15 protein-coding genes are annotated in these 19,075 nt (G+C 48.8%); 13 read left to right on the forward strand and 2 right to left on the reverse strand.

What is annotated here, in order from left to right:
• Nucleotides 1-156: 156 nt before the first annotated feature.
• The 7 genes from JJU34_RS02460 to JJU34_RS02490 all read left to right on the forward strand — a co-directional run bounded on the left by JJU34_RS02460 (nucleotide 157) and on the right by JJU34_RS02490 (nucleotide 9,080).
• Complete coding sequence (locus tag JJU34_RS02460; protein ID WP_228690735.1) at nucleotides 157-1,395, forward strand: fibronectin type III domain-containing protein; 1,239 nt, start codon at nucleotides 157-159, stop codon at nucleotides 1,393-1,395.
• 4 nt (nucleotides 1,396-1,399) lie between these two features.
• Nucleotides 1,400-2,500, forward strand: a complete 1,101-nt coding sequence (locus tag JJU34_RS02465) for a sialidase family protein (RefSeq protein WP_228690736.1) — start codon at nucleotides 1,400-1,402, stop codon at nucleotides 2,498-2,500.
• A gap of 25 nt (nucleotides 2,501-2,525) precedes the next feature.
• Nucleotides 2,526-3,575 carry a polysaccharide deacetylase family protein gene (locus tag JJU34_RS02470; RefSeq protein WP_228690737.1) on the forward strand — a complete coding sequence of 350 codons (1,050 nt, stop codon included), beginning with the start codon at nucleotides 2,526-2,528 and terminating at the stop codon, nucleotides 3,573-3,575.
• Nucleotides 3,576-3,614: 39 nt separating this feature from the next.
• Nucleotides 3,615-4,817 carry an exo-alpha-sialidase gene (locus tag JJU34_RS02475; RefSeq protein WP_228690738.1) on the forward strand — a complete coding sequence of 401 codons (1,203 nt, stop codon included), beginning with the start codon at nucleotides 3,615-3,617 and terminating at the stop codon, nucleotides 4,815-4,817.
• 372 nt (nucleotides 4,818-5,189) lie between these two features.
• Nucleotides 5,190-7,433, forward strand: a complete 2,244-nt coding sequence (locus JJU34_RS02480; protein WP_228690739.1) for a hypothetical protein — start codon at nucleotides 5,190-5,192, stop codon at nucleotides 7,431-7,433.
• 19 nt (nucleotides 7,434-7,452) lie between these two features.
• On the forward strand, nucleotides 7,453-8,256 hold the full coding sequence (locus tag JJU34_RS02485; protein WP_228690740.1) for an aldolase/citrate lyase family protein: 804 nt from the start codon (nucleotides 7,453-7,455) through the stop codon (nucleotides 8,254-8,256).
• A 14-nt stretch (nucleotides 8,257-8,270) separates the two neighbouring features.
• Nucleotides 8,271-9,080 (forward strand): N-acetylmuramic acid 6-phosphate etherase, encoded by an 810-nt coding sequence (locus JJU34_RS02490; RefSeq protein ID WP_228690741.1) that lies wholly within the window; start codon nucleotides 8,271-8,273, stop codon nucleotides 9,078-9,080.
• Between the two features lie 698 nt (nucleotides 9,081-9,778).
• Here JJU34_RS02490 and JJU34_RS02495 read toward each other — a convergent pair.
• On the reverse strand, nucleotides 9,779-10,456 hold the full coding sequence (locus JJU34_RS02495) for a potassium channel family protein (protein WP_228690742.1): 678 nt from the start codon (nucleotides 10,454-10,456) through the stop codon (nucleotides 9,779-9,781).
• Between the two features lie 306 nt (nucleotides 10,457-10,762).
• Between JJU34_RS02495 and mnmH the strand changes: the two genes are divergently transcribed.
• From mnmH to JJU34_RS02510, 3 genes are all read left to right on the forward strand, one after another.
• Nucleotides 10,763-11,791 (forward strand): tRNA 2-selenouridine(34) synthase MnmH, encoded by a 1,029-nt coding sequence (mnmH, locus tag JJU34_RS02500; protein ID WP_228690743.1) that lies wholly within the window; start codon nucleotides 10,763-10,765, stop codon nucleotides 11,789-11,791.
• Nucleotides 11,775-12,809: a selenide, water dikinase SelD gene (gene selD, locus JJU34_RS02505; RefSeq protein WP_366512664.1), complete on the forward strand. Its 1,035-nt coding sequence runs from the start codon at nucleotides 11,775-11,777 to the stop codon at nucleotides 12,807-12,809. The genes mnmH and selD overlap by 17 nt, the downstream gene beginning before the upstream one ends.
• A gap of 181 nt (nucleotides 12,810-12,990) precedes the next feature.
• The gene (locus JJU34_RS02510; protein WP_228690745.1) at nucleotides 12,991-14,541 is read left to right on the forward strand and encodes a sulfatase; all 1,551 of its coding nucleotides are present in this window, start codon (nucleotides 12,991-12,993) and stop codon (nucleotides 14,539-14,541) included.
• A gap of 77 nt (nucleotides 14,542-14,618) precedes the next feature.
• On the opposite strand, the gene JJU34_RS02515 is transcribed toward JJU34_RS02510, so the two are convergent.
• Nucleotides 14,619-15,101 carry a hypothetical protein gene (locus tag JJU34_RS02515; protein WP_228690746.1) on the reverse strand — a complete coding sequence of 161 codons (483 nt, stop codon included), beginning with the start codon at nucleotides 15,099-15,101 and terminating at the stop codon, nucleotides 14,619-14,621.
• Between the two features lie 373 nt (nucleotides 15,102-15,474).
• Between JJU34_RS02515 and JJU34_RS02520 the strand changes: the two genes are divergently transcribed.
• The 3 genes from JJU34_RS02520 (at nucleotide 15,475) to purE (ending at nucleotide 18,984) form a co-directional block, all read left to right on the forward strand.
• Entirely contained in the window at nucleotides 15,475-17,238 is a 1,764-nt protein-coding gene (locus tag JJU34_RS02520) for a DNA mismatch repair protein (RefSeq protein WP_228690747.1), read from the forward strand.
• A gap of 95 nt (nucleotides 17,239-17,333) precedes the next feature.
• Entirely contained in the window at nucleotides 17,334-18,476 is a 1,143-nt protein-coding gene (locus tag JJU34_RS02525; protein ID WP_228690748.1) for a 5-(carboxyamino)imidazole ribonucleotide synthase, read from the forward strand.
• Nucleotide 18,477: 1 nt separating this feature from the next.
• Nucleotides 18,478-18,984: a 5-(carboxyamino)imidazole ribonucleotide mutase gene (purE, locus tag JJU34_RS02530; RefSeq protein WP_228690749.1), complete on the forward strand. Its 507-nt coding sequence runs from the start codon at nucleotides 18,478-18,480 to the stop codon at nucleotides 18,982-18,984.
• Nucleotides 18,985-19,075 lie beyond the last annotated feature (91 nt).

Here is a 19,075-nt window from a genome sequence, read left to right on the forward strand (position 1 = left end):
TTTGCTTTCCCTTTACCATACCCGGAGGGTCTGTCCTCCGGGTTTTTTTAACATCCTGCAACTGCACAGAATAGCCCATTCAGGCTACTACTGCGTATTTAAAACTAAACCAATGTCCCAAATATTCAGGACAGCACTTCATTAATACCCAAACACATGAAATTTACACTTAACAAGTTCACAAGGCAGTTGTTCGCCATAGCCTTTGCACTCATCACCTTTGGGGCCACCGCACAGCAGGAGCCCTTGGGCATATTTTTGACTTGGAAAGAGGATCCCCTCACCACCATGGTGGTGGACTGGCACCTAGAATCTAATACACCCAAAGAGCTTCTTTTGAAGGAAAAGGGTGCAGAAACCTGGCAAACAAAAACCAGTGAAGTACTACCCTTTCCGTTTTCAGACCGAAGCATTCACCGTGTAGCCCTTTCCGATCTCAAGCCGGGGACCTCCTACAGCATACAGTTTGGGGGCCAAGGCAGAGAGTATTATTTCAATACCATGCCCGCCGATATCAGCAAGGCTTCCATCCGTATCGCCATTGGCGGAGATTCCATGCACGATCAAGCATTTATGGAAAAAACCAACACCCAAGTGGCCAAGTACGACCCACATTTTGCTGTCATCGGTGGTGACCTAGCCTATGCCAATGGTGATCCCAAAAACCTCATCCGCTGGTATGCCTGGTTTGACGCCGTCAAAAACACATTGATACGGGAAGATGGCAGGATCATCCCCGTTGTAGTGGGTATAGGCAACCACGAGGTGCAAGGAGGTTCCTTTGCCAAGCACGAGGATTTTGCATTTGACGATGCCAGCAGGGCCAAGATTGCACCCTTCTATTACGGGTTGTTTGCCTTTCCCAATCAGCCTGGTTATGGTGTCTTAGACTTTGGGAAGTATTTCAGTTTTTTCCTGCTGGACTCTGACCATTCCAATCCAGTGGATGGTGTGCAAACCGAATGGTTCAAACGGGAACTGGCTATCCGGGACGATGTTACCCAAATCATCACCATGCACCACGTGCCGGCCTATCCTTCAGTGAGGGATTTTAACGGCACTACGCAATCCCGTGTAAGAGAACATTGGCTGCCACTTATCGAGAAGGCCGGTGTGAAGCTGGTGTTTGAAAACCACGATCACGCATACAAACGAACCTATCCCATCAAGAATAATGAGGTAAGTCAGGACGGGGTCGTTTACATCGGTGATGGATCTTGGGGTACGAGTCCTCGGGAGATTCACGATCCTGAAACAACCTGGTACCTGGATGCCGCTCAGTCGGTGCGCGCATTTACCTTGGTAACCCTGCAAGGCAGCAGTTTTAATATCATATCCGTGGATGAAGACGGCAACGTGATCGACTCCTATCCCACAAATCCTCTATTGAAGTAACTATATGAATCGTTTTCTATTGACGGCTGCTGGGGTAGCCCTGCTTGCCTGTACCGCTTCCTGCGGAGGAGGTGCTTCCGAATCGACTGCTCAGGCCGAGCAGGTGGCCGAGGCCAAAATTGTCGGCATCAATACCTTGGAGTATGAGCATATTTTTGGGGATGACAGACCCTTTGCGCAGTGCCATGCATCCACGATTGCCCCGTTGGGTGATGGCACCTACATGGTTGCTTGGTTTGCTGGGTCGTACGAAAAGCACGATGACGTAGGGATTTGGTTGTCCCAAGGCAAGTTGAACGATTGGTCGGAGCCAAAGATGGTGGCCAAGATTCGAAACGACCCTCACTGGAACCCCGTTTTGTTTAATGCACCTGATGGGAAAATGTACCTGTATTTTAAAGTAGGGAAGGAGATCGACGATTGGGAGACTTGGGTACAATACTCCGAGGACAAAGGAAGTACCTGGTCTGAGGCACGTGAGTTGGTACCCGGAGATATCGGAGGCAGAGGCCCGGTGAGAAATCACCTATTGGTGCTTTCTGACGGAACCTGGCTGGCCCCTGCATCGCTGGAAAGGGATCGGGTTTGGGATGTGATCGTTGACCGCAGTGAAGATGGCGGCAAAACCTGGGAAGCGACGGAAAAGCTGGAGCTGGACAGGGAGAAGGTTACAGGGGAAGGCGTGATTCAGCCAGCCCTATGGGAGTCTAAGCCCGGCCATGTGCACATGCTGATGCGAAGCTCTGGCGGATATATTTGCCGCAGTGATTCAGAGGATTATGGTAAAACCTGGTCACCTATAACGGTTACCGATCTACCCAATAATAACTCAGGAATTGACATTGCTCCGTTGGGCGGCGAAAAGCTAGCGCTTATTTTCAATCCTGTATCCGGTAACTGGGGCAAGCGGTACCCCATCACAGTGGCCATTTCCGAGGACAACGGGAAAACCTGGCCTGTACGATACGATATCGAAAAAGGTGAAAATGAAAAAGACGAGCTTTCCTATCCGGCAATCTTTTATGAGGATGGTAAGCTGGTGGGTTGTTATACCTGGAACAGACAGCGAATTGCTTTCTGGAAAGGCGAACTGGTTCGGGAATAATTGGTAAAAACAAAGTATTAGAAACATGTTGAAGTTAGGAGTTTTGCTCGTGATGGTTGTGGCGTTTGGAACGCAGCTTTTGGCACAAGAGGGACAGACGTATGCGGAGAAATTGGGGTACCCGTCTGGAGTCAAAGTGGTGATATTCCACGTAGATGATGCGGGTATGTCGTATGAATCCAACACCGGAACCATCCGATCTATTGAAGAAGGAGTGGCCACCTCGTGCAGTATCATGTTTCCCTGTCCCTGGTCGGCGAGTTTCGCGCAATATGCGATCAAGGAACCCATGGATGCCGGGGTGCATCTGACCCTCACCTCCGAGTGGGGACACTATAGGTGGCATCCAGTAGCGGGCCGCGACGTGGTTCCTACCCTGATGGATTCAGAGGGTGCACTTTGGCGCTCGGTAGAAGAGGTGGTGAAAAACGCCTCTCCCGATGAAATAGAGCTAGAGATCCGTGCGCAGGTAGATCGGGCGCTTGCCCTGGGCTTAAAGCCTACCCACTTAGACAGTCACATGGGCACCTTGTTTTATCACGCACCGTTTTTGGAGCGTTATATCAAAGTAGGTGCCGAATACCGTATCCCGGTTATGTTTCCAGGAGGGAACAATAAGCTGTTGGGTCTGTCGATGAATGATAACCTGATCAAGCGCCTAAAGAAAGAAGGAACGTATGTAGAGGGCATGGAATTGCCCAAGAATGACCTGATGGTGCAAGCACCAGAGATCGGTAAAAAGATATGGAGTCTTGGTTTGCCGGTGCTCGACGACCTGCACTCGGTAAGTGGTAACTGGAAGCCCGATGGGAACCCGACGGCCGAGGAGTGGGGCAAGTACAAGACTGAGCAGTTCAAGGAGGTGCTTTCGCAAATGGAGCCTGGTTTGGCGATGATTATCGTGCATAGCAACGGAGACAACGAAGTGTTTGACCGTATCAGTGGGTCCGGAGGGTCCCGATATGCCGATATGCTGGCAATGATTGATCCCGAATTGAAAGCCTATGTGGAGGCAGAGGGGATTCTGCTTACTACTTGGCAGGAAGTTATGGAGCGTCGCAAGCGCGTCCAATAGTTTTTCTCAGATCCAATAGATTATCAACCCCAACATACGATGGTTCGGATTGCAATGATAGGAGTACTTGCTTTGGCGAGTATGCTGCCGGTATACGGGCAGATAGTACCCAAAGAAGTGGCGGTAGAGGAGGAACAGTTGATTTTTCCTATACAGCAGGAACATGCCCACGGCAGCACCTTGGTGGAGTTGCCAAATGGCGACCTGTTGGCAGCATGGTTTCAGGGGTCTGGGGAACGTAAATCTGATGATGTCCGGATCATGGGTGCCCGCCTCCGGAAGAGGGATAAGCAGTGGGGGCCTCCCTTTTTGATGGCCGACACACCCCACCTGCCGGATTGTAACCCTGTGCTGTTTCTGAATCCCGATGGAAAGTTATTCTTGGTGTGGATTGCGGTGCAGGCCAACCGCTGGGAACATTCCATTTTACGGGTAAGAACCTCTTCAAACTACAGCAATGCCGGTGCACCTATCTGGGATTGGCAGGACAATATCTTGCTAAAACCGGGGACCGAGTTTGCCGAAGAGGTGGAAGCACGGTTTAAAGAAATGCCCGATACGGGGGCCGGCTGGGCAGAATACGCGCCTTCGTACGACGACATGATCATCGAAGCGTCTAAGGACAGTAAAAAGAGCAGCATTGGGTGGATGACCCGTATCAAGCCCTTGTTTTTGCCTTCCGGGAGGATCTTGCTTCCGCTGTATTCGGATGGATATAATTTTTCGCTCGCGGCGATTTCAGACGATGGAGGAGAGACATGGACACCGAGTCTACCCATCGTGGGACGGGGTCCCATACAGCCGGCATTTGCCCGAAAGTCGGACGGCACCATCGTGGCGTATATGAGGGACAGCGGAGATGCCCCGGCCCGCGTTCACAAGAGCCTTTCCAAAGACAACGGATACTCCTGGACGGTGTCTGAAAAGACCGATATTCCCAATACAGCCAGCGTAGAACTCCATGCGTTGAGCTCCGGTCATTGGGCTTTTTTGGGCAATGACGTGGACGATGGCAGGTACCGCGTGGCGCTTTACCTATCAGACGACGAGGGCGAATCCTGGAAGTGGAAGGTATATTTGGAGGACGGCGAAAAAGGTCAAGGAGGTCACTCCTATCCCAGCCTAGTAGAGGATGGAAAAGGGAACCTCCATATCAGCTACTCCTTCCACGAGGCCGGCGACCGCAAGTCAATCAAATACCTGCGGGTGAATACCAAGAAGATAGTTAGGTACAAGGATTAGTTCTGGAAAAAAAATGGAGATTTTTTTTCGCTCCGATAGTACGAAAAACCACCCGATCGGTATTATAGGCGAGTGTGGTTGTTGATCCTGTTTAGGCAGGTAATCTGGTTCACTCATGTAGTTAGGTTAGGTAAGTTTTGTCCGCTTTTGGCTTTGCCTGGGCGGACAAATTTCTTTTACCCCAGCAAATTTCTCGTTTCCTATTACCAAACCGTTTCGCTTTCAAGGTCCGTTCGAACCAGTCAGGGAAAGAAAGTGCCCCATTGCATTCCCCATATCCTGCATTGCATTGTGAAGGGGCATGGCAAAGCAGCCTATCCCCATCGAAGGCGGAATCAAACAATGTCCATTGAAGAACAAATAATCATATACATGAAGAAAATAGTTTTGGGTTGTTTTATTTCCCTGGCCCTGATGTCGTTAGGGTCCTGCGGAAAAGTATCAGAGGATGGGGTCAGACCGGAACCGGGGCGTTCGGTGCATGTAGATTCCCCCTTTCTACAGGAGATCAGTGTCAAGTATTATTTTGACGAGGCAGGTGCTATCTTGAAGAAGGTACACATGGATCGAAACGGTACGGTGCAGGTGCTATCGGATCAGGGCCTTCTCCGGCCCCACGACGGGCAGTTTTTGTATCCAGGTTCGCTGATTGACGACCGTACTTACCTTCCCATGAAAGACAAGAATCTTAAGGATCTGACCATTTACCAAAACCAGTTTGTCTATTTGGATGATCGGTCAGTTCTCAGCAACGCATGGGCCGGGTCATTGTTTGTGAAGCATGCTCTTTCCAAAGCTACGTTGTTTCAGCCGGGAAAGGATTTTTCATTCCTAGTAGCCGCTGAGGGAGCTCTGGGGTACTTTGCGGATTCTACCCAGGTGTGGAGCGGAAGCCTGAGCGCAGGAGCGGCATTGGCAATGGAGTATGACGCCCAAAAGGAACTGTTTTATCTTCTAACTCCTACCAAGGTGCTGACGTTTGCCGCCGGTTCCAACGTCCTCAGCGAGGTGTTTTCAGGTTCCGGCTTTACCAGTTTTGCACTGACCAACGGAGGACAGCAATTGGTTATTGGCACCAATGATGGTTATCTTCAAGTGGATACCGGTTCTTGGAAGCAGCTGGGAGAGCGTAACAACCGTCTGCCCTGGCCGGAGTTGACGGCTGTCGCAGAAATTCATGGCCAGCTCTGGTTTGGATCTACCCGAGGGGCTTTTATGCAAAAGGAAGATGGCCGGTTTAACTACTATTATGGCGAACGTTGGCTACCGGGAGATCGGGTTGCCCATTTGGCGCCGGGTCAAGGAAAAGACGTGTTGATTCTTACCGACAAGGGCCTGGCTAAGCTAGAGTTTTTTGAGCATACCCTTCACCAAAAAGCCGAGTATTTTGACCGACAAATGCGTGAGAGACATATTCGGTACGGATTCAATGCCACCCTGGTGGGCATGGAAAAAGGAAACATCAATTCTGGCCGTTTGGGAGATTCTGACAACGACGGCCTGTGGACGTCCATGTACCTCGGTGGTGAGGCGTTTCGATATGCGGTGACTGGCGAGGAGGAAGCACTTCAGAACATTCGGGAATCCCTGGATGCCATGGAGCGGTTGTATACCATCAATCCCATAGAGGGGTTTCCTTCGCGTTCGTTTGCCAGAAGGGGTTACATCAACCAATTGTCGGATCCTGAACGTTGGCAACCGGCTAGTCATCCCGAGTGGGACTGGAAGGCCACTACCAGCAGTGATGAGGCCATTGGGCACGCCTTTGTGTTTGGTGTGATTGCCGAGCTGGTGGAGGATCAGGAAGTGAAAGATCAGGCCGTTCGTTTAATCGATGCACTCATGCAACATATTGTCGAGAATGATTGGTACCTGATCGATTACGACGGGAAGCCCACGCTTTGGGGCAAATGGCATCCGGATTATGTCAATAATTTCCCCCGCATGGTAGGAGACCGGAAGCTTAATTCATCCAACATCATTTCCATGCTGCAAACAGCCTATCACTTTACCCAAAAGGAAATCTACAAGACCAAGGCTTTTGAGCTGATGAACGATCACGGGTACTTGGAAAATATGATGGTGCCGATGGAGCTAATCGGTAAGGCGGAAGAAGGAACGGACGAATGGGCAGAGATGCTGTCTGAGTCTTGGAATCACTCAGACGATGAGATGTATTTCCTAGGGTATTGGGGCCTTTACCGCTATGCCTTTAACGATACGCTGAAAGCCAAATACAAAGAATCGATCATTGACCACTGGGAGTCCGAACGGCCGGAAAAGGAGGGCCTGTGGAATATTTTCACCGCGCTGGTTGCACCGGATAATTTTGACCTGGAGGAGGCGGTGTGGTACCTGCAGGAGTACCCTTTGGACCTGATCAACTGGAGTGTGCAGAACAGCCACCGAAAGGACGTTACCCCGATCGCTGAGAATTTCCGTAGGCAAACACTCACCGAAGTATTGCCGCCCGATGAGCTTCCCATACGCCGCCACAACGCCAACCGTTTTGGGTTAGATGCGGGAGGAATGGGCCGATCGGAGAACAGTCCCGGGGATATTTGGCTACTTCCTTATTGGATGGGCAGGTATTTGGGTGTAATTTCTGCGCCGTAAGGACGTTCCAAAAAAAGGCATGAGGTTTACCGACAAACTGAGTACAGGACAACGGGTATATGGTACCTGCGTAACCGCCTTCAACCCACTATGGCCAAAGGTCTGGGAAGGGGTAGGTTTGGACTTCGTTTTTATCGATACCGAGCATATCGCTCTGGATCGTAGTCAGGTTTCGCAGCTGTGTCAGGTGTTGCGGGCTTCGGGGGTTTTTCCCATTGTCCGCATTCCCCAACCCGACCCCTTTCTGGCTTGTCAGATGATAGATGCCGGGGCGGGTGGGATCGTAGCGCCTTATCTGGAGTCCGTGGACGAGATCAGGGACTTGGTAGGTGCCACCAAATACCGGCCGTTGAAAGGGGCGCGCTTGGCCCGTATCCTGCGGGGCGAGGAGTCAGTGGCCCCCTCGCTACTCGACTACCTGAACCAGTACAACCGGAATCAATTCTGCATTGCCAATATTGAGAGTGTGCCTGCCCTGGAGCGGCTGGAGGAATTGCTATCTGTTGAGGGCCTGGATGCGGTGTTTATTGGCCCCCATGACCTGTCGGTGAGCATGGATTTGCCGGAACAGTACGATCATCCGCTATTTGTGAAAGCCGTAGATGCGATCGTTCAGGCCTGCAAGCACAGGGGGCTGCACGTGGGGGTGCATTTTTCCGAATCTCCCGAACGCCAAATTCAATGGGTAAAGCGAGGGGTTGATTTAATCATTCACAGTTCCGATTTTGCACTGTTTTATCAGCGGCTGCAAGCGGACGTACAGTATTTGAAACAGCATTCCGGGGACACCGCTACCGATGGGTCGGGGCCTAGTGCTATTTAGCCATAAAACGAACTATGACAAAGATTACCGAACAGGATTCATTGTACAGACATCTGGAGAAGATGTCTGTAGCCGAGCTAACCGCTCGAATCAATCAGGAAGATAAAAAGGTGGCTTTGGCCATCGAGCAGGCTTTGCCTCAGATCAATGCCGTGATCCAAAAAATTGTGGAGCAACTTCAGGCTGGTGGCCGCTTGTTTTACCTTGGTGCAGGCAGTGGTGGTCGTCTTTCCGTGCTCGATGCCATCGAGCTACCTACCACCTATGGAGTACCCAAGGGGATGGTGAACGTGATTCTGGCCGGTGGCGTGGAGTACTTAATTGAAGCCAGGGAAGAGGAGGAGGACGACCGGGAAGCAGGTTGGAATGCGCTACAAGCACAGCAGGTCTCGACCAAGGACTTTGTGCTCGGTATTTCTGCCAGTGGGACGACGCCTTTTGTATTGGAGTCGCTAAAGGCGTGCCAGGCAAATGGTATCCCTACGGGCTGTCTGGTAAGTAATCCGCAATCTCCTATTGCGGCGCATGCGGATTTGCCCATCGAGGTGATTACGGGTCCGGAGTTTATCACCGGCAGCACGCGGATGAAATGTGGCACAGCGCAAAAGATGATCTTTGACATGATCAGTACCACCACCATGGTGCAGTTGGGCCGGGTGGAGGATAATAAGATGGTGAATGTGTTACTAATCAACGACAAGATTACCGACCGCGCGGTTCGGATGCTCATGGAGCGTTCCGGAATAACCGACTATGCCGAAGCCAAAGAGCGACTTCTGTCAGCCGGTTCGGTTAAGAAGGCCTTGGATGCGCTGGATAGGTAGGTTCTTTGATAGCAGTTTTGATTTCGTTAATCGCCTTGGGATTGGTATTCCAGGGCGATTTTTTTACTGCTTTTTGTCGTTATGGCGATATTGAAAACGATCGGTTTTGAGCAAGGATAGTTGAACCCACATCACTTGATATTCAGTATTTATTTGTACTTTGTAGTTTGAACCCGAGAAAAATATGATACTTCAAGCAAAAAAAATACCAGGCTTCGACGAATTGCTTGCGACTTTGATTGTACAATTTTCAGATTATGCGGTATATACCTGTTACTCTATACCTCAGAAAAGTATCATTGTACGAAAATCTGCCACAGTTGGAGCTCAAATAACTATTCGAGATAGCGAGATTCTAGTTGATGCCTGTTGCCCTAACGTTTTTATTTCAGCCTTAGTTGGTTTGACAAGTACAATTTTCCCACCCTATCATACCTTCGAAAGTAAGATTACAGATTTCTTAAGAAAGAATTATTGATGCGCTTTACACGCTGTCCATCAAAACTGGTTTTTTGCTCATTCAGAGAAGGGTTTGTATGTGTAATTTTGTGTAGATCAGAATACAGTTTTGGAAAAACATAATTCAAGTTTTTTCGTTAGGCAACGGCTGATGTAAGTGTCACAGTTTGTTATACCTGTAAAACTTCTACTACCCACCGCTGGTGACTGGGGAGCTATTCAGGGTAATAAGTTGTCATTTATTTCTTTTGCTCTGCAGCGATGGATACCAGTTTTGAAATGACTACCGCGGGATATAAAATACCTAAAACCGACAGGAAGGAGGCTAGCATTTTGGCGGCGATACCGCCTGCATACATGTCCCCAAAGCCCACGGTGCTGATGCACACAAGACTGAAATAAATGTAGGTCCCGTAGTCCCCGTCTTTGCCCATCAATGCAATATCCCCTTCGATTGCGTGGCCGGTTGTCAGGTGAATAAGTTCAAATCCGAAAGCTCCCGCTAATGCCAGCAGCAAGTAAACGTTGACAGCACCGATGACTCGATAGGTGTTGATCTCCTGATCGCGGAACAGCAAACTGATGTTGATGATCGCCAAGAGAATTAGATTCAATATGATCACCAGTCGCTCCATAAGATAAAACTCGTAGGGGTTGTCAGAAAACCGAATCAATCGCAACCCTAGGTGCAAGGCGAGTAAAGAAATACTTGCAACCAGATAGCTCTTTCTGTGGGACGAAAAAACGCCGACAAAAAAGAGGAGGATGAACATGAAATTCAAGAAAATTGCCGTGTCCTCTTTCCTGTCTATTAGTACCGGTAGTATAAAAACCGTGAATACCAGCATGCCCAGTAATGTCACAAAGGAGGCATCGGATACCCAGTATTTTTTTGTTTGGACGAAGTAATTTTTCATAAGCCGAGTGTCGGTTTCTAGAAAATAAATATAGGCTAACTAGAAGTAGGATTTCATTGAGAAACAGAATAAGTTATCATTTTATCGACTAGGAATAGGTCTATGTGAGAGTTTGTATGGGTATGATATCGGTTTATTGGCCAAGAATCTGTTCAGAATTTAGTTGGCCTTTTATCCACGTGGGTTTCCTAGTAAACTTTATGTTTGCGCAGCAGTTTTACCCATAGTGTTTCAGGCCGATATAGTCTCCACTGTTTTTTTAGCTATCCTAGATTCCTTCATTCATAATTATGATTAACTTCGGCCATGCTGTTAAAGTTGGATATTGGTGATTCTTTCACGAGAAACCTTCCTATAATCGATGTTCGGTCTCCTGGTGAGTTTGAAAAGGGCCATATTCCGGGTGCATACAATATCCCTTTGTTTTCCGATCGGGAACGGGCACATGTGGGGACCGTTTACAAGAAGCAGTCCCAGGAGGCTGCCATTTCCTTAGGGTATACCTATGTGACCCCCAAGCTCGACGAGTTTATTTCCGGGGCCTTTGAGGTCGCACCACAGGGGAAAGTGATCGTTCATTGCTGGCGGGGAGGCATGCGTAGTCAGGCCTTTGGGGAACACCTGGCAGCAAATGGTTTCCATGAGGTCAACTTGGTCCATGGAGGCTACAAGGCGTATAGAAATTGGGTGCTCAATAGCTTTGAAGTGCCACGAAAGATTCATCTGCTAGGGGGGTATACAGGAAGCGGAAAAACATTCATTCTCAGAGAATTGCAAAAAAATGGAGAACAAGTCATTGATCTAGAAGGCCTAGCGCGGCATAAGGGTTCTGCCTTTGGGGGCATCGGTCAGGATGATCAGCCCAGTGTGGAGCAATTTGAAAATAACCTGTCTTTCGAGCTGAGTAAGCTGGACTTGGACCGGCCTATCTGGGTAGAAGATGAAAGTCACAACATTGGCAATGTGAAGATACCCCGGGCCTTTTTTAATCAGATGCGGACCGCAGGGCTTATCTTTATGCAGATACCTATTGAAGAACGGGTACATCATTTGGTAGAAGGCTATGCAAGCAGCGGGGATGCTACGTTAAGAGAGGGGATCCTTCGGATTTCCAAGCGCCTCGGAGGCTTACGTACCAAGGAGATGCTGGGATTTTTAGACCGGAAAGATTATTACCACGTTGCCCTTATGGCATTGGAATATTACGACAACTATTACCTAAAGGGCTTACAAAAAAGAGAAGGAGGAAACACGTTGTACATCCACTTGGAGACCACGGCCCATCGCGAAAATGCCCTGAAAATTCTTAAATTAACTAATAATGGAAGACATTAAATTAACTGCCTATAGCCACGGTGCCGGTTGTGGCTGCAAAATTTCTCCGGCCCTATTATCCGAGATGTTAAAGACGGACAATCCCTTGGTGCAGTACCCCAACATCTTGGTGGGAAACAGCAGCAGAGACGATGCGGCGGTATATGATATGGGAGATGGTACCGGCATCATCTCAACTACCGATTTTTTTATGCCGATTGTAGATGACCCCTTTACCTTTGGTCAAATCGCCGCGACCAATGCCATTAGCGATGTCTTTGCGATGGGCGGACAGCCAATCATGGCCATTGCGATTTTTGGTTGGCCGATTGATAAGTTGACACCTGACATAGCCCAACGGGTACTTGCCGGCGGGCGGGATATCTGTTTGAAGGCAGGGAGTCCCCTTGTTGGTGGGCATAGTATCGACAGTCCCGAGCCAATTTTTGGGTTGGCGGTCACGGGAAAGATTGACCTGAAGCATTTGAAAAGAAATGATACCGCGACGGAGGGATGCATGCTCTATCTGACGAAGCCTTTGGGAGTGGGCATACTCGCTACCGCTGAGAAAAAAGGGGGCATCGATTCAGCGCATGTGGGCATTGCCGCTAAGTCCATGACAACCCTAAATTCCATTGGAAGGGAATTGGGAGAGATCGACGGAGTCAGGGCTATGACAGATGTCACTGGTTTCGGGCTTCTGGGCCATCTGCTTGAAATGTGCGAGGGCAGCAACTTGTCTGCGGAACTTGAATTTGACAAGGTGCCGGTATTCAACGAAGTACATGGATATCTTGCCCAAGGATATGTACCGGGCGGAACCTACCGAAATTGGAACAGTTACGGTAATCACGTTCGCCTAAGAGAAGAAAGCAATAAAGAGATTCTCAGCGACCCACAGACGAGCGGTGGGTTATTGGTTGCGGTAGAAAAATCTGCTCAAAGAACGGTAGAGGCTTTATTTCGAACGAACGGTATAGATGCCACCCCAATCGGGGAGATGAAGTCCCAAGGGGGGCACAGGATCGTAGTGGTATAGGGGTATCAACAGGTTCCCTAAACTGGGGAATCCTTATTCAATTAATTCCAATCAACCAATAGGCTTGCAACCAGTCGGTTTCTTAAACTGAACTTCAAAGATCTACCCCGTTGCAAGGGTAAAGTTTTTGAGGTATATTGTACGAACTTATCTAACAACCCATCTATATCACCCATCATCCATGAAGAAGTTATGTTTATTTGGCCGGTGCATGCTGGTTCTTTGTATGCTACTGTACCTACCATCCTGTAAATTTTCAACCGAGCAGGCAGGGAAGAAGCCCAATATCCTCTTTATCGCCATGGATGACCTGAATGATTGGGCCGGTTTTTTGGAGGGCCATGCAGGTATGAAAATACATACGCCCAATCTAGACAGGCTTGCCGGCAGGTCCATGATTTTTACCAATGCCCATACCCCGGCCCCCGCCTGCGCACCCACTCGGGCAGCTATTCTGACCGGCGTGCATCACGCCCGATCTGGGGTACAAAATGTGCATTGGGGAGATGGGCCGATGTGGAGGGAATTTGATGCCTTAAAGGATGTAGTCACGTTGGAGCAGTTTTTTAAGAATAACGGTTATAAAACCCTTGGTGCAGGCAAGATTTACCACAGTCAGGCACCACCTTGGACACCTACCAGTCAGGTGGAACCAGCAAACTGGGATTTTTACTATCCTAGCGCCTATATTTCTCATCCTTATCAGATCCGTGCACCTGAGGATGTGATATATCCCGAAGACGTGGACAATGAAAACCGACCTGGAGGAAACGGATGGTGGACTTGGGGGGCTATCCCCGTGCCGGATGAGAAGATGGCCGACTTCCACGTGGTGGATTGGGCATCCTATCAACTCAGGCAAGAGCACAGCAATCCCTTTTTTCTGGCTGTCGGCACATGGAAACCTCATGATCCGTGGGAGGTCCCTCAAAAGTATTTCGATTTGTATCCTCTGGAGGAGGTCGTACTGCCGGAGCGCAAGGCTGACGACCTAGCAGATGCCTTCGATCACGGCCGTCGCTGGATCATGGATTGGGTGTTGGAAAATGACCAATGGGAAAAAATAATCCAATCCTATGCCGCTTCCATTACCTTTTCGGATGCCATGATTGGACGTTTGCTGGACACCTTGGAGAATTCGGAATATGCGGACAACACAATCGTTGTGTTGTGGTCTGACCATGGCATGCACATGGGAGAAAAAGACAACATCGAAAAGTTCACTCTTTGGGAACGGTCTACGCGGGTACCCTTGCTCATTTCTTTGCCTGGCATGGCCCACGCCGGACAGCGGTGCGAACAACCGGTAAGCCTTATGGATATGTACCCGACCCTGGTGGAACTGGCTGGATTTGAGTTACCCTCCCACCTAGACGGTAGCAGCCTAGTGCCGCAGATTAAGGATCCAACTACCGAGACCTCTCCGGTGATCAGCAGTTATAGATTTGCCAGCCCAAGACAGCCGGATGTCAGTGGGCATGCCGTGCGAAGTATGCGATACCGTTACATTTATTATCCGGAAATCAATTTGGAAGAGCTGTACGATCATGCGGAGGATCCCAATGAATGGCACAATATAGCCTATAAAAAGGATCAAAGACAGGTTATTGAAGCGCATCGTAAGATATTGTTAGAAATGGTGCCCAACCTTTCTTGGAAAGAAGGCGACCCTGAGGGTTATAGCGTGGATGCCAATGGGTTTGTGAAAAAGAATGATTTTAAGACGCTTTAACGGTTCTTTGATGGCGGAGATTATTTTGGAGCGGTGGGGACTACCTAGCTTTTTCTGACGCCATTTGTTTTACTTCTTCACTCATACCCGATGATGCGGGCGTTTTTGAGGATAAAATTTAGCTCGTTCACATCCGAATCGTTTAGGACCAATATTCCCGTGACCTTGATAACCTGATCCATCTTCAATCTTCTTCCAGGCTTTTCTTTCAAATAGACTACCGCTACACTTTCCGGTCCGGACTGACCACAGAAAAAACATTCCGCCATCGGAAATTTGGACAAGATCAGCATTTCCGCCGATGACACTTCCAACGGTATGTGAAAACCGACGAGCTCCACCTCTTTTCCCTCCAGATCTTTTAGCCCCTGTTGGAATATGGGATACAGGTAATAAAGCGCATGCTCCCGGTTTAACTTTTCTACAAATCGCGTTTGACCAAAGACCGCCCACAGGTTGGTAGGCTTTGAGATTTGCGCCGAAAGGGAAAGTGCCCATAGACACACAAATACCAAAAGGGTTGCCTTTTTATACATACGCAATAGATCAATACGTTTCATAGATAAGCTCCACAAAGATACGCAGTAAAACACATACATGCAACAAAGTTGCATGTATGTGTTTTCATTTAGCCTGTTTACGCAACAGGCTTTTTAGTGCATCTGGATAATTTTGAATACTTTGGTATTCTCAAATCTGAACAAACGGAAATCAGTAAGTGCGTGCCGTCCTTTTCAAACAGAGAGCTGATTATTTCGGGAATACTTTGTCTACTGACAGACGGGCATCCCAACCTTTGGTAGGGCGTATGTTCTGACCATTCAAAATCAATTATAGACACATGAAATCGAGCATGAAGTAGCCGTCACACACTGGAATGATTATTTCCCATGCGAGATTCCATCTGACCTTTGAAAAACAAAAAATAAACAGATGAAAATAAACTTTAGCCTTTCTGAAAAAGAAAGCCTCCTCCATGCTTGTAAAAAAAGACTTTCCCTGCTAAGCGCCTTGCGGGTGATTGTGTTTTTGGGTCTATTGGCTACCCTAGTGGTGGGGATATCGGATCAATCCATGGTCCTTGTCCTATTTTTTCCGTTGGCTGCCCTATTTATCTATTTGATTAAACAACACAACGGCGAAAAGGATAAGGAACAATTTTTATTGGCGCTGATCCAAATGGACGCGGAAGCAACCCTTCGGGCAAACCGGGAATTGCATACCTTTGACCCAGGGAATGAATACTTGGAGAAGGACCATCCATTTGCGGCGGATTTGGACATCTTTGGAGCTCATTCACTGTTTCAGTTGATTGACCACACGGTATCTAAGGGAGGCAAAAATCTGCTCGCAAAATGGCTAAAGGCTGAAACGAATCTGCAAACAGCCTCCTACCGCCACGGCGCGGTGGCCGAACTGAGCAACTTTCCGGATTTTCTACGCACATTTGAAGGCATTGGACGGGCATTCCTATCGAAAGAAAAATCTAAAGCAGCCCTTTTTGGCTGGCTCAAGAATCCCAACTACTGGAGAAAGCTGTTTTGGGTTCCTGCGATTATGGGGCCATTGTTGGGAACGACCCTTCTATTTGGCATTCTATTCGGTTATCTGCACTACTCCTACCTTAGCCTATTTATATTGGTGGGGATATTGGCGCTAGGATTGGTTTTTAAACCCTTGATGCAATCCATGAAAGTCATGCCAAACGAAAGCGACTTGAAAACCTACAAGTCTTGGGCCTATTTGCTAGAGGACAGTTCCTTTTCCCACCCGTACCTGAAATCGCTCCGGGCACCGATTGCGGACACCCACTTTCAAGCGTCTAGCGCACTGGAATCCTTGGAGCAGCAGAGCTTTTTGGTTCAGAACCGAGCCAATTTGATGTACTTGGTTTTCAACCTGTTGTTCTGGGTCGATTTTTGGGTGCTCTATCGCCTGGAAAAGTGGAAAAATACCTACGGCCATCATGTTCAGCAGTGGGAGGAGGTCTTTCGTGAATGGGAGGCTTTGGTTTCCCTAAGTGCATTCACCGTAGCTGAGGGAACAGTCGCCAAGATCCAGTGGACCGAATCCGAAGTGCTGGAAGTGGAAAATATCCGCCACCCGCTGATCCGGCCACAAGACTGTGTGGGCAATGATTTTTCCCTTACCGGCGAGCAAAGGATCATTCTGCTGACAGGCTCCAACATGTCAGGCAAGACAACCTTCATGCGTACCCTAGGTATCAATATGGTGATGGCCAATGCAGGGCTGAATCCCTTGGCAGAGGTATTCATCTGCGGACCCTTTCAGCTCTATACAAGCATGCGGAATTCCGACAATCTGGGCGAAAGTGTCAGCTCTTTTTATGCAGAGCTCCGCCGTATCAAGGGGCTGCTCCAACTGACCACCAAAGAGCAGCCGGTATTTTTTCTGTTGGACGAGATCCTAAAAGGTACCAATACCGACGACCGCGTCACCGGAAGCCGTGCACTGATCGTACAGCTATTGAACACATCTTCAAAGGGTTTGATATCCACACACGATATGGAGCTAACCCAGTTAGAAGGGGAGCTGAGAGGGATCCAAAACAGGAGCTTTCACCACACGATCGAACAGGAGGAAATCCGATTTGATTATAAAATAAAGCCCGGAAGCTGCCCAAGTTTCAATGCCCATAAATTGATGGAGCTCATGGGCATAACCTTTGAGCAGTAAGAGATTGGGCCAAAACCGCAGAGACCGAATCGATTTACGGTGGTGCTTTCCATTTATATGCTTATTTTTGCGGCATTTGGATGAATGATCAACGCATGGCACAGGAAAATTACCAGCAAAAGACTTTGGGCATATTGGGGGGCGGACAACTCGGACGGATGGTCATCCAGTCGGCCATTAATTACAACCTCAGCATCCACATCTTGGATCCTGATGAAAATGCCCCATGTAGGCATATTTGTCAGCAGTTTACCCAGGGCAATCTGAAAGATTTTGATACGGTGTATGAATTTGGAAAAAACTGCGATGTGATCACCATCGAGATCGAACATGTGAATACCCAGGCACTCAAACGCCTAGAGGCGGAGGGAAAAAAGGTATTTCCACAGCCCCACATCATAGAGCTCATCCAGGACAAACGCAGTCAAAAGCAGTTTTACCGCGATCATCGACTTCCCACATCCGAGTTTGTTTTGGTAACGGGCAAGGAAGATATCACCAATCACTTGGACTTTTTGCCTGCCGTAAACAAACTTGGCAAGGAGGGTTATGACGGCAGGGGGGTACAATTGTTACGGTCCGAGCAAGACCTGGACAAAGCTTTTGAAGCGCCGGGGCTTCTTGAAAAATTTATAGACTTTGATAAGGAACTCGCTGTGATAGTGGCAAGGAATGAAGCGGGCGAGATGAGTACTTTCCCGCCGGTAGAATGCGCGTTCCACCCCGAACTGAATTTGGTGGAGTTTCTCTTTTCACCTGCTGATATTTCCCCTGAGATTGCCACCAAAGCAGATCGGCTAGCCGTAGAAATCATCCAGAAGTTGGGCATGGTGGGTATTCTTGCAGTGGAGATGTTTGTTACCAAAACAGGAGAAGTACTGATCAATGAAATCGCGCCACGCCCTCACAATAGTGGGCACCATACCATTGAGGCCAATTTTACCTCCCAGTTTGAGCAGCACCTTCGTTCTGTGCTTAACATGCCGCTAGGGCATACAGCGGCTCGTTGTCCGGCTGCCATGGTAAACCTGCTCGGAGAAGCAGGGTACACGGGAGAGGCTTTTGTAGAGGGCATGGACACTGCATTGGGAGAGAAAGGGGTATACATCCACCTCTACGGCAAAAAGGTAACCAAACCCTTCCGAAAAATGGGCCATATCACCCTGTTAGAGGAGGATATCACTAGGTTAAAGGAGAAAGCACTTCGATTAAAAGAAACCATCAAAATCAAAGCCTGATATGAGCGTAGACGTTGGAATCATCATGGGAAGTAAATCAGACCTCCCGGTAATGGCAGAAGCTGCCAAAGTATTGGAGGAACTCGGTGTAAGCTACGAGCTGACCGTCGTTTCGGCCCACCGCACTCCCATCCGGATGATTGAATATGCAGAAAGCGCAAAGGAACGAGGGCTGAAAACCATCGTGGCCGGGGCAGGAGGTGCGGCCCACCTTCCGGGTATGGTAGCATCTCTGACTACGCTACCTGTGATCGGCGTGCCAGTAAAATCCTCTAACTCCATCGACGGATGGGACAGCATCCTTTCCATACTACAGATGCCTGCTGGTATTCCGGTGGCCACTGTTGCCCTAAATGGTGGGCGAAATGCCGGTATTTTGGCAGCTTCCATCGTGGGGGCCTTTGACCCCATCGTCTCAAAAAACCTGGAGATTTTCAAAAATAACCTGAAAGCCAAAGTGGAGGAGAGTGCCCGGGAACTGGAAGAGAAGGGCTGGAAATCGGTCTAAACCGACGATCCGAGAAATCCGCAGCTACTACCGATACCTACTTTAACCGCTACCTACAAACAGCGGAAAGGGACTAGAAAAGAAATAAACC

The organism is Lunatimonas sp. (assembly GCF_020832325.1).
Lineage (GTDB): Bacteria > Bacteroidota > Bacteroidia > Cytophagales > Cyclobacteriaceae > Lunatimonas.

Coding starts and splice junctions, on each gene's coding strand:
- JJU34_RS02515 (WP_228690746.1), bottom strand. CDS start 15,101: ATGAAACGTATTGATCTATTGCGTATGTATAAAAAGGCAACCCTTTTG.
- JJU34_RS02490 (WP_228690741.1), top strand. CDS start 8,271: ATGACAAAGATTACCGAACAGGATTCATTGTACAGACATCTGGAGAAG.
- JJU34_RS02470 (WP_228690737.1), top strand. CDS start 2,526: ATGTTGAAGTTAGGAGTTTTGCTCGTGATGGTTGTGGCGTTTGGAACG.
- JJU34_RS02465 (WP_228690736.1), top strand. CDS start 1,400: ATGAATCGTTTTCTATTGACGGCTGCTGGGGTAGCCCTGCTTGCCTGT.
- JJU34_RS02520 (WP_228690747.1), top strand. CDS start 15,475: ATGAAAATAAACTTTAGCCTTTCTGAAAAAGAAAGCCTCCTCCATGCT.
- JJU34_RS02485 (WP_228690740.1), top strand. CDS start 7,453: ATGAGGTTTACCGACAAACTGAGTACAGGACAACGGGTATATGGTACC.
- JJU34_RS02480 (WP_228690739.1), top strand. CDS start 5,190: ATGAAGAAAATAGTTTTGGGTTGTTTTATTTCCCTGGCCCTGATGTCG.
- JJU34_RS02510 (WP_228690745.1), top strand. CDS start 12,991: ATGAAGAAGTTATGTTTATTTGGCCGGTGCATGCTGGTTCTTTGTATG.
- purE (WP_228690749.1), top strand. CDS start 18,478: ATGAGCGTAGACGTTGGAATCATCATGGGAAGTAAATCAGACCTCCCG.
- JJU34_RS02525 (WP_228690748.1), top strand. CDS start 17,334: ATGGCACAGGAAAATTACCAGCAAAAGACTTTGGGCATATTGGGGGGC.
- JJU34_RS02460 (WP_228690735.1), top strand. CDS start 157: ATGAAATTTACACTTAACAAGTTCACAAGGCAGTTGTTCGCCATAGCC.
- JJU34_RS02475 (WP_228690738.1), top strand. CDS start 3,615: ATGGTTCGGATTGCAATGATAGGAGTACTTGCTTTGGCGAGTATGCTG.
- mnmH (WP_228690743.1), top strand. CDS start 10,763: ATGCTGTTAAAGTTGGATATTGGTGATTCTTTCACGAGAAACCTTCCT.
- JJU34_RS02495 (WP_228690742.1), bottom strand. CDS start 10,456: ATGAAAAATTACTTCGTCCAAACAAAAAAATACTGGGTATCCGATGCC.